Source organism: Campylobacter concisus (assembly GCF_002913945.1).
In the GTDB taxonomy this organism is placed as follows: Bacteria; Campylobacterota; Campylobacteria; order Campylobacterales; family Campylobacteraceae; genus Campylobacter_A; species Campylobacter_A concisus_P.
The window spans coordinates 1-6373 of sequence record NZ_POZK01000036.1; the positions used below are offsets into that span (position 1 = coordinate 1).

Consider the following 6373-nt stretch of genomic DNA (forward strand, 5'->3'; position numbering starts at 1 on the left):
GATTTATCCAGGCAAAGCAAAAATTCCAGACAAAGTCAAGGATCTTGACGATTGTGTATATGACTTTGGTGGGTTTTCTGCTTCTGGGGTTTTAGATATTATAAAAAATTGTGATGTCGTAATTATCCCTTGTTTGCCAACATATAATTCATTTATCAGAACAGTAGAAACGATAAATGAAATTATCTCAATAAATCCAAATATAATACTTCTTGCAACCAACTATAAAGATGATAGAGAAGAAGAATTTTTAGAAAATGAGCTTGATAAGAGATACAAAGATATACCAACTTTTTATTTCAAAAATTCTAAGATCGTTAATAACGCTGCAAACTACGGATTATCTTTTACTGAGTTATATAATGAAAGCTCTTTATCAAAAAGAAGCTACTCGAGCTTTTTTAATGAATATAGAAGACTTTTAAAGGCTATAAGAAGCAAATCTTAATTTATATTATTTTAATTTTAAATATATTAATATGATATAAAAACTATTAAAAGGATATAAGATAATGACAAAAAGAGCAGATATTAGTATCGATGCTGCTTTGCAAAACAGCAATGTAAAAACTTATGAGATGCAAGACAAAAAAGACAAAAAACAAAAGAGAAATACTGTGCAAGTAAGTATTTATCTTACTCAAGAAGAAATAGCGTATTTGGATGAAAAGTGTGATGAAACTTTTCTAGCTAGAAATGCTTATATGAGAAAACTTCTTGTAGAAGATATGAAAAGAAAAAGCGAATGACAGCAGCCGACGTAAAGGAATTTTGCAAACAGCAAAATTTAACATATAAACAGCTGGCGGAAAAAATCGGTATGACCGAGGGCAGCTTGAAAGTGGCAATAACCACTGATAAATTTAGCAGCCAAACAATACAATCGATCAATCTACTAAAAGAAAATCAAAAACTACAAACTGAGCTTGCAGATTTTAAAGTATTAAGCGAAATTATCAAAAAAATTTCAAATAATTAGATTTTTTACCCTTTTTCTCCCAAAAGGGTAAAAATTTTAACTATTTTATAAAATAATGTATAAAAATACTAACTTTTATCTTGACAAATAGTTAATATTATTATATAATTCTCTTATAAAAAGTTAGAAATACTAACTTTTTAAATAAAATAAAGGATAAGAGATGAAATTATATGAGCTTTTTTTAGGAGAAAAGGAGTTAGGCGTATTTTTAAAAGAGCCTCAAAAAGTAATTTATTGCGACGGCTCTAGCGATGGCTTTAAATTACTTTGTTTTAACTCTGACGAGTGGCAAACACTTCAAGAAAAACTGGGTATAACTCTTACAAACGATAAAAATGACAATTTTTACAAAATTATGAACAATAAATTTTGTAAAGAAAACGGCATTGAACACATTGATCAACTTGCCGATGAATTGGGTTTTGGAACGTTAGAGAAATTTAACCATGAAAGAGTGGAATATGTTTCAGATATGGAAGAGAGTTATAGCTACTTCATTGACGAATTGGCAAAAATTGCTGGCAGGGCTAATTTTGACTGGAATATGAAATATAAGGGGATTTTTCAATCAAATGGGCATACTGACAGATGGATACTTTGCGATAACTATAACGAGTTAGAAGAAAACGATTTTGATGACGAGCTTGCTAAATTTCACTTTGATACCGAAGCGATAGATGAGCAATTTAATATATATACTTTTGGCTGCCAAGTTCAGGGGTATGATATTGTATCGATCACCAAAGGCAATAAAACCGAAATAAAGCTATTAGTCTGGTCGGAAGAAAACACACGAACTAGCTATCTCGAGTATAGATTTGAAGACATAAAAAAAGAGTGGATGAGAAAATATAAATAAAAAAAGGGGACTTAATAGCCCCCCCCCTTTTTTTACAATCCCTACTTTAAAAACTAAAAGTCAATATTTTTATTGCTGCCTTTGCTCTTATTCTTGGTCTTATTACTTTTATCGACTGCTCCAGCTGAAGTTTTATTGTCGGTCACTGCAATATTTGTTTTTCTATTAATAGCTGCTTTAGTATCTCTGCCTTGTATATCAACAACCCAAATATTTTTGCCATATTCGTCTTTACCCTGCTGGCTAAATTTGCATTTATCACCAAACACTATATTTTCGTTTTTAATGATATTTTCTAGATCTTTTCCCCAAATATAGAATTCTTTTCTATTTGGATTAAGCATTTTCACAAAGTAGCTTTTTGGCATATCGTAATTAAATTGATAGTGATCGATGCCAAAATCTACCACTTCATTATATGGCTCATCGACCTGCTTATAATCGTTAGGAGTGAAATTTTTAAGAGGTTCTAATACCTTTTCGTTCTTATTTTCAATAGAAACGTCCCAGACTTTCTTATAAGCAGTTTTCTCATACCAAACATTTTTTTTCTTATCATGGACGTTAAATGTTACTGGACTTTCAGCCGTAATGACAAACCTACAATAATCATCAATTTTGACGTCGTTTTCTTTTACAACCCTCTCAAGATCGTTAGCCCAAATAAAAATCTCTTTACCTTTTGTAGTCATATATGATACAAAAAAGCTTTCCTCGTTATCTTTATCGAATTTATAATTTGCTCTGCCATAGCCAGTAACTTTATAATGATGTGCTTTGTGTTTTTCACCATTATTATAATCTCCAGCAATGTAAATTCCCTTATCATTTTCAGAATTTCTAGAGTTAGATTTTGTTGTAGCCTTTGCTTCAACACCCAACTTGATAAGCTCATTTGCAAATGATAATCTCATATTGGCTATATCAGATTTTTTAGGATTTATTCTCCTACCTAAATAATCTTTTACCTTTAAAACTAAATGGCAATGTGGATTATCCGTATCATTATGTATTGCTATACAAAAGTAGTTATCTGGATACATTTTTGATACACAATTCATTGCTGCTTTTTTAATTTTAGCACCAGATGCAAATTGATAATCTTTCATAGAAAAAACGACATGTATTGCTTCTCTTTGCTCTTTTAGTGAGTTATCTCTTATCTCTCTTTGTGTTGGTATACGATCACCGCTATTAAAGCTTTCAGATAAAATATTTAAATCACTTTTTCCTATAAATTTACAACCATCAGAGCTTTGGACTTCAACCTCGCCATTTCTAGAAATATATCTTAGATGTGCTTTTAGCCCCTCATAATTTTTACTAGATCCAGTAAATTTAATAACAACTTCCGTTTGTTTTTTTGAAGGTGCTTTTGTATATGTAATAACACTTTTAAATCTATTTTTATAAATACCACGTTGATTATTATATGCGTAAGAACTCTTAGCCTTTTTTTCTAAATCGGTAATAACTCTTTTGGGTCGCCACCATTCATCATCAAGTATTTTCTTTTTTCTCATCTAATATTACTTTAGCTTCAAATTTAAAATCTTGATATACTTTTCTATCTTATCACTTACGGCAGAAATTTTGTCATTTACTACTTTTACTACTGATATTAAATTTTCATAATTGACTTTAAAATTTTGCAAATCCTGCTCATATAATACTTTTAGCATTTGATTAATATTTCTACCAACCATATTAAGCTCATAGTTAGATTTTCTTAACTCCTCCATTTCAATATTATTAAAAATAGGGCTATCGGAATTTAAAATATTTAATAGTAAAAATTTAGCCTCTTTGGTGGCCGAGTTAAAACCATGTTTATTAGATAGATCAACCAAATACTTATATTCACTTTTAGATATTGATATCCTAAGCTCAACTTCTTTGTTATTTTCTCTTAACAATAAAGTATTTTTTTTAGATCTTTCAATATCGCCATTAGATATAAAATTCATAATAGCAGCATTAACCAAATCACTAAAATTATACTTACTATCTTTCAAATATGCCTCAACCAAATTTAACAAATTGTTTTCTATTCTAAAACTCTTTTTTATCTTATTATTTTCCATTATGTTTATCCTATACCTGAGCCTCGCAGAGTTGGCAATAACCCAAAGTCCGATATAAAATGTCGGACAAATTTGGCGTTATTGCCTATCCTGCAATTAATACTATTTACGACCAAAATTATACACAATAAAACTTGCCATAAAATTAAAAAAATCAGCTATAACTGCCTTGAAATTTTATTAAAACTCTGCTATACTGCCGAGTAAAATTTTAATCAATAAAAGGAGGACGGCTATGAGCGAGATAGTTTCAATAGACGAGAAAATTAAAAAAATAAAATCTCAATTAGCATCACTTGAAAGCAAAAAGAAAGAGATGATAGCAAAAGAGCAGCTAAAACTATCACAAGCAATAAGTGATTTGATAAAAACAAACAACGATTTTTTAAAAGATATAACAACGATTTTAGAAAAGCACAAAGCAAGCGAAATTTTAGAACTCATAAAAAAACTTTCAGATTAGAAAAACAATGGTAGATAACGAAATAGATTTTACAAATTGCGAAAAAAGCTCCAAAAGCTATGGTGGATTTTGTGGAACAAAAGTAGGCATAATATATAATGACGAAGATTATATGCTGAAATTTCCTCCAAAGCCAGTTGCTGCAGCACATTTAAATTTTATGAATGCTTGCGTTACCGAGCATATATCTTGTAGTATTTTAAAAACATTAGATATACAAACACAAGACACAATCCTTGGAACATATGACGATAAAGTTGTTGTAGCTTGTAAAGACTTTATAGAGCCAAATGAATTTATGATAGATTTTGTTACCTATCAAGAAAAAATAGCAAATGGATATGATGCCGATCTAGGAAATATATTAAACACAATAGAAGCAAAAAATCAATTTGCAGTTGATGAAAAAGAAATGAAAGAAATGTTTTGGGATATGTTTATAGCAGATGCATTACTCGCAAACTCAGATAGACATAATGGCAACTGGGGTTTTATTGCAAATGTTGATACTCAAACATATAAAAGACCAGCTCCAGTTTTTGATTGCGGTTGCTCTCTTTTTTCACAATTTAATGAGCTAGAAATGAAAAATATTTTGCTCAATAAAAAAGACTTAAACAAAATAGTTTATGATTTTCCTCCATCAGTTATACGGAAAAAGAATGAGAAAATTAATCCATATAATTTTTTAATAAAAACAAGAAATCAGGATTGTATAAACTCATTAAAAAAAATAGGATCAAAGATAGATCTTAATAAAATCAATGAGATAATTTCTAGCACACCTTATATATCAGATACTCATAAAAAATTCTTACAAACAGTTATACAAGCTAGAAAAGAAAAAATAATAGACGTGGCAATAGAAAAACATTTAGATCATGAAAAAAAGAGAAATAGACTTTTTTATTTTATGTCCCTTAAGCTTCATCAGAGCAAGGACAAAAATTTAGATAAAGATAAAGAAAAAGATAAAAATTTAGATAGGTGGTAATATGGAAGAGAATATCATATTAGATGAAAATACTTTGTCGCCATGGCTCAAAAAAGACTTACAAAAGTTTTTAGATTGTAAGAATTCAAATACTCATCCTAATTGGGATTTAAGCTTATACTGGAGCGAGCTTTACTCATCAATAAATATATCTCAGCTTAGCAAAGAGATTACAAAAGAGCAAGCGGAATATTTAAGAAGAAAATATTTAGGAATTTGTTAAAACGATATATCGTAAAGATTATAACCAAGCCTCTAGTATTTATTAATGGCTCAAGGACAGATTTTATAATGGTTATCTTTGAGCTTTTATACTTTTTAAGAAATCACGAAAATTTGCTTGTTTTTAGTTAAATTCTTAAGCCATTTTTACCACTTTAAGCTTCCCAAACTTAAATTTTATTATTTTACATTTTCAAAAGCCCAACAAATAGGGCATATCTATATTTTTATTTTGAAAATAATTGTTTTCAACAGCAAATAGTGATTTGGTTAATGCTGCTATTATGAATTTTATATCTACTGGCGATATCAAAAGAAATTATGTGTAATGGAATAAACAAACTGACTAGACCTAGATGCCTAATTTTAATTTAAGCTTAGTAGTAAATTTGGGGTTATAATATTTCTAACTTCTTTTTAATGATTGCCTAAGTTTATTTTCTAAAAATAATTGTTGTTTTTTCTCTTTCGCGCACGCGCACGCGATTTTTATCTTTTTAACATAACTTTTCTTTATCTTTTATATGGCTTTGTAGCCTCGATGTAGATGGCTCTGGCGAAATATTAAAACTACAAATTTACTACATTAAAAATACAAATTTTCTACTTTAAAACTACAAATTTTCTACTTTAAAACTACAAATTTACTACCAAATTATAGACCCAAATTTTCTACTTTAAAACTACAAATTTACTACTTATGGGGCTTTAATCAAAAATATTATAGACCCAAATTTTCTACCAAGAGTATTTATGCCATATTAAAACT

9 protein-coding genes are annotated in these 6373 nt (G+C 29.0%); 7 read left to right on the forward strand and 2 right to left on the reverse strand.

Translation table 11 applies throughout. The features are described 5' to 3' along the window. From CYP64_RS10065 to CYP64_RS08760, 4 genes are all read left to right on the forward strand, one after another. Positions 1-448, forward strand: a 448-nt coding sequence (locus CYP64_RS10065; RefSeq protein WP_103649452.1) for a hypothetical protein, incomplete at its 5' end; no start/stop codon positions are given. 64 nt (positions 449-512) lie between these two features. After that, positions 513-749, forward strand: coding sequence for a hypothetical protein (locus tag CYP64_RS08750; RefSeq protein ID WP_103649453.1), 237 nt, complete (start codon positions 513-515; stop codon positions 747-749). Next, positions 746-979, forward strand: coding sequence for a helix-turn-helix domain-containing protein (locus CYP64_RS08755; RefSeq protein WP_103649454.1), 234 nt, complete (start codon positions 746-748; stop codon positions 977-979). The genes CYP64_RS08750 and CYP64_RS08755 overlap by 4 nt, the downstream gene beginning before the upstream one ends. Before the next feature lie 163 nt (positions 980-1142). Continuing rightward, positions 1143-1841: a hypothetical protein gene (locus CYP64_RS08760; protein ID WP_103649455.1), complete on the forward strand. Its 699-nt coding sequence runs from the start codon at positions 1143-1145 to the stop codon at positions 1839-1841. 53 nt (positions 1842-1894) lie between these two features. Here the strand turns inward: CYP64_RS08760 and mobP1 are convergent, their stop codons facing one another. Continuing rightward, a complete protein-coding gene (mobP1, locus tag CYP64_RS08765) occupies positions 1895-3364 on the reverse strand; it encodes a MobP1 family relaxase (RefSeq protein WP_141091157.1) in 1470 nt (489 codons plus the stop codon). A gap of 6 nt (positions 3365-3370) precedes the next feature. Beyond that, positions 3371-3925 carry a hypothetical protein gene (locus tag CYP64_RS08770; protein WP_103649456.1) on the reverse strand — a complete coding sequence of 185 codons (555 nt, stop codon included), beginning with the start codon at positions 3923-3925 and terminating at the stop codon, positions 3371-3373. Positions 3926-4160: 235 nt separating this feature from the next. Between CYP64_RS08770 and CYP64_RS08775 the strand changes: the two genes are divergently transcribed. Genes CYP64_RS08775 through CYP64_RS08785 form a run of 3 tightly spaced genes read left to right on the forward strand, consistent with a single transcriptional unit; the run spans position 4161 to position 5605 of the window. Beyond that, positions 4161-4388: a hypothetical protein gene (locus CYP64_RS08775; RefSeq protein WP_103649457.1), complete on the forward strand. Its 228-nt coding sequence runs from the start codon at positions 4161-4163 to the stop codon at positions 4386-4388. A 7-nt stretch (positions 4389-4395) separates the two neighbouring features. Continuing rightward, positions 4396-5382: a HipA domain-containing protein gene (locus CYP64_RS08780; protein ID WP_103649458.1), complete on the forward strand. Its 987-nt coding sequence runs from the start codon at positions 4396-4398 to the stop codon at positions 5380-5382. Between the two features lies 1 nt (position 5383). After that, a complete protein-coding gene (locus tag CYP64_RS08785) occupies positions 5384-5605 on the forward strand; it encodes a hypothetical protein (RefSeq protein ID WP_103649459.1) in 222 nt (73 codons plus the stop codon). Positions 5606-6373: the final 768 nt, after the last annotated feature.

Coding starts and splice junctions, on each gene's coding strand:
- CYP64_RS08750 (WP_103649453.1), top strand. CDS start 513: ATGACAAAAAGAGCAGATATTAGTATCGATGCTGCTTTGCAAAACAGC.
- CYP64_RS08755 (WP_103649454.1), top strand. CDS start 746: ATGACAGCAGCCGACGTAAAGGAATTTTGCAAACAGCAAAATTTAACA.
- CYP64_RS08760 (WP_103649455.1), top strand. CDS start 1,143: ATGAAATTATATGAGCTTTTTTTAGGAGAAAAGGAGTTAGGCGTATTT.
- mobP1 (WP_141091157.1), bottom strand. CDS start 3,364: ATGAGAAAAAAGAAAATACTTGATGATGAATGGTGGCGACCCAAAAGA.
- CYP64_RS08770 (WP_103649456.1), bottom strand. CDS start 3,925: ATGGAAAATAATAAGATAAAAAAGAGTTTTAGAATAGAAAACAATTTG.
- CYP64_RS08775 (WP_103649457.1), top strand. CDS start 4,161: ATGAGCGAGATAGTTTCAATAGACGAGAAAATTAAAAAAATAAAATCT.
- CYP64_RS08780 (WP_103649458.1), top strand. CDS start 4,396: ATGGTAGATAACGAAATAGATTTTACAAATTGCGAAAAAAGCTCCAAA.
- CYP64_RS08785 (WP_103649459.1), top strand. CDS start 5,384: ATGGAAGAGAATATCATATTAGATGAAAATACTTTGTCGCCATGGCTC.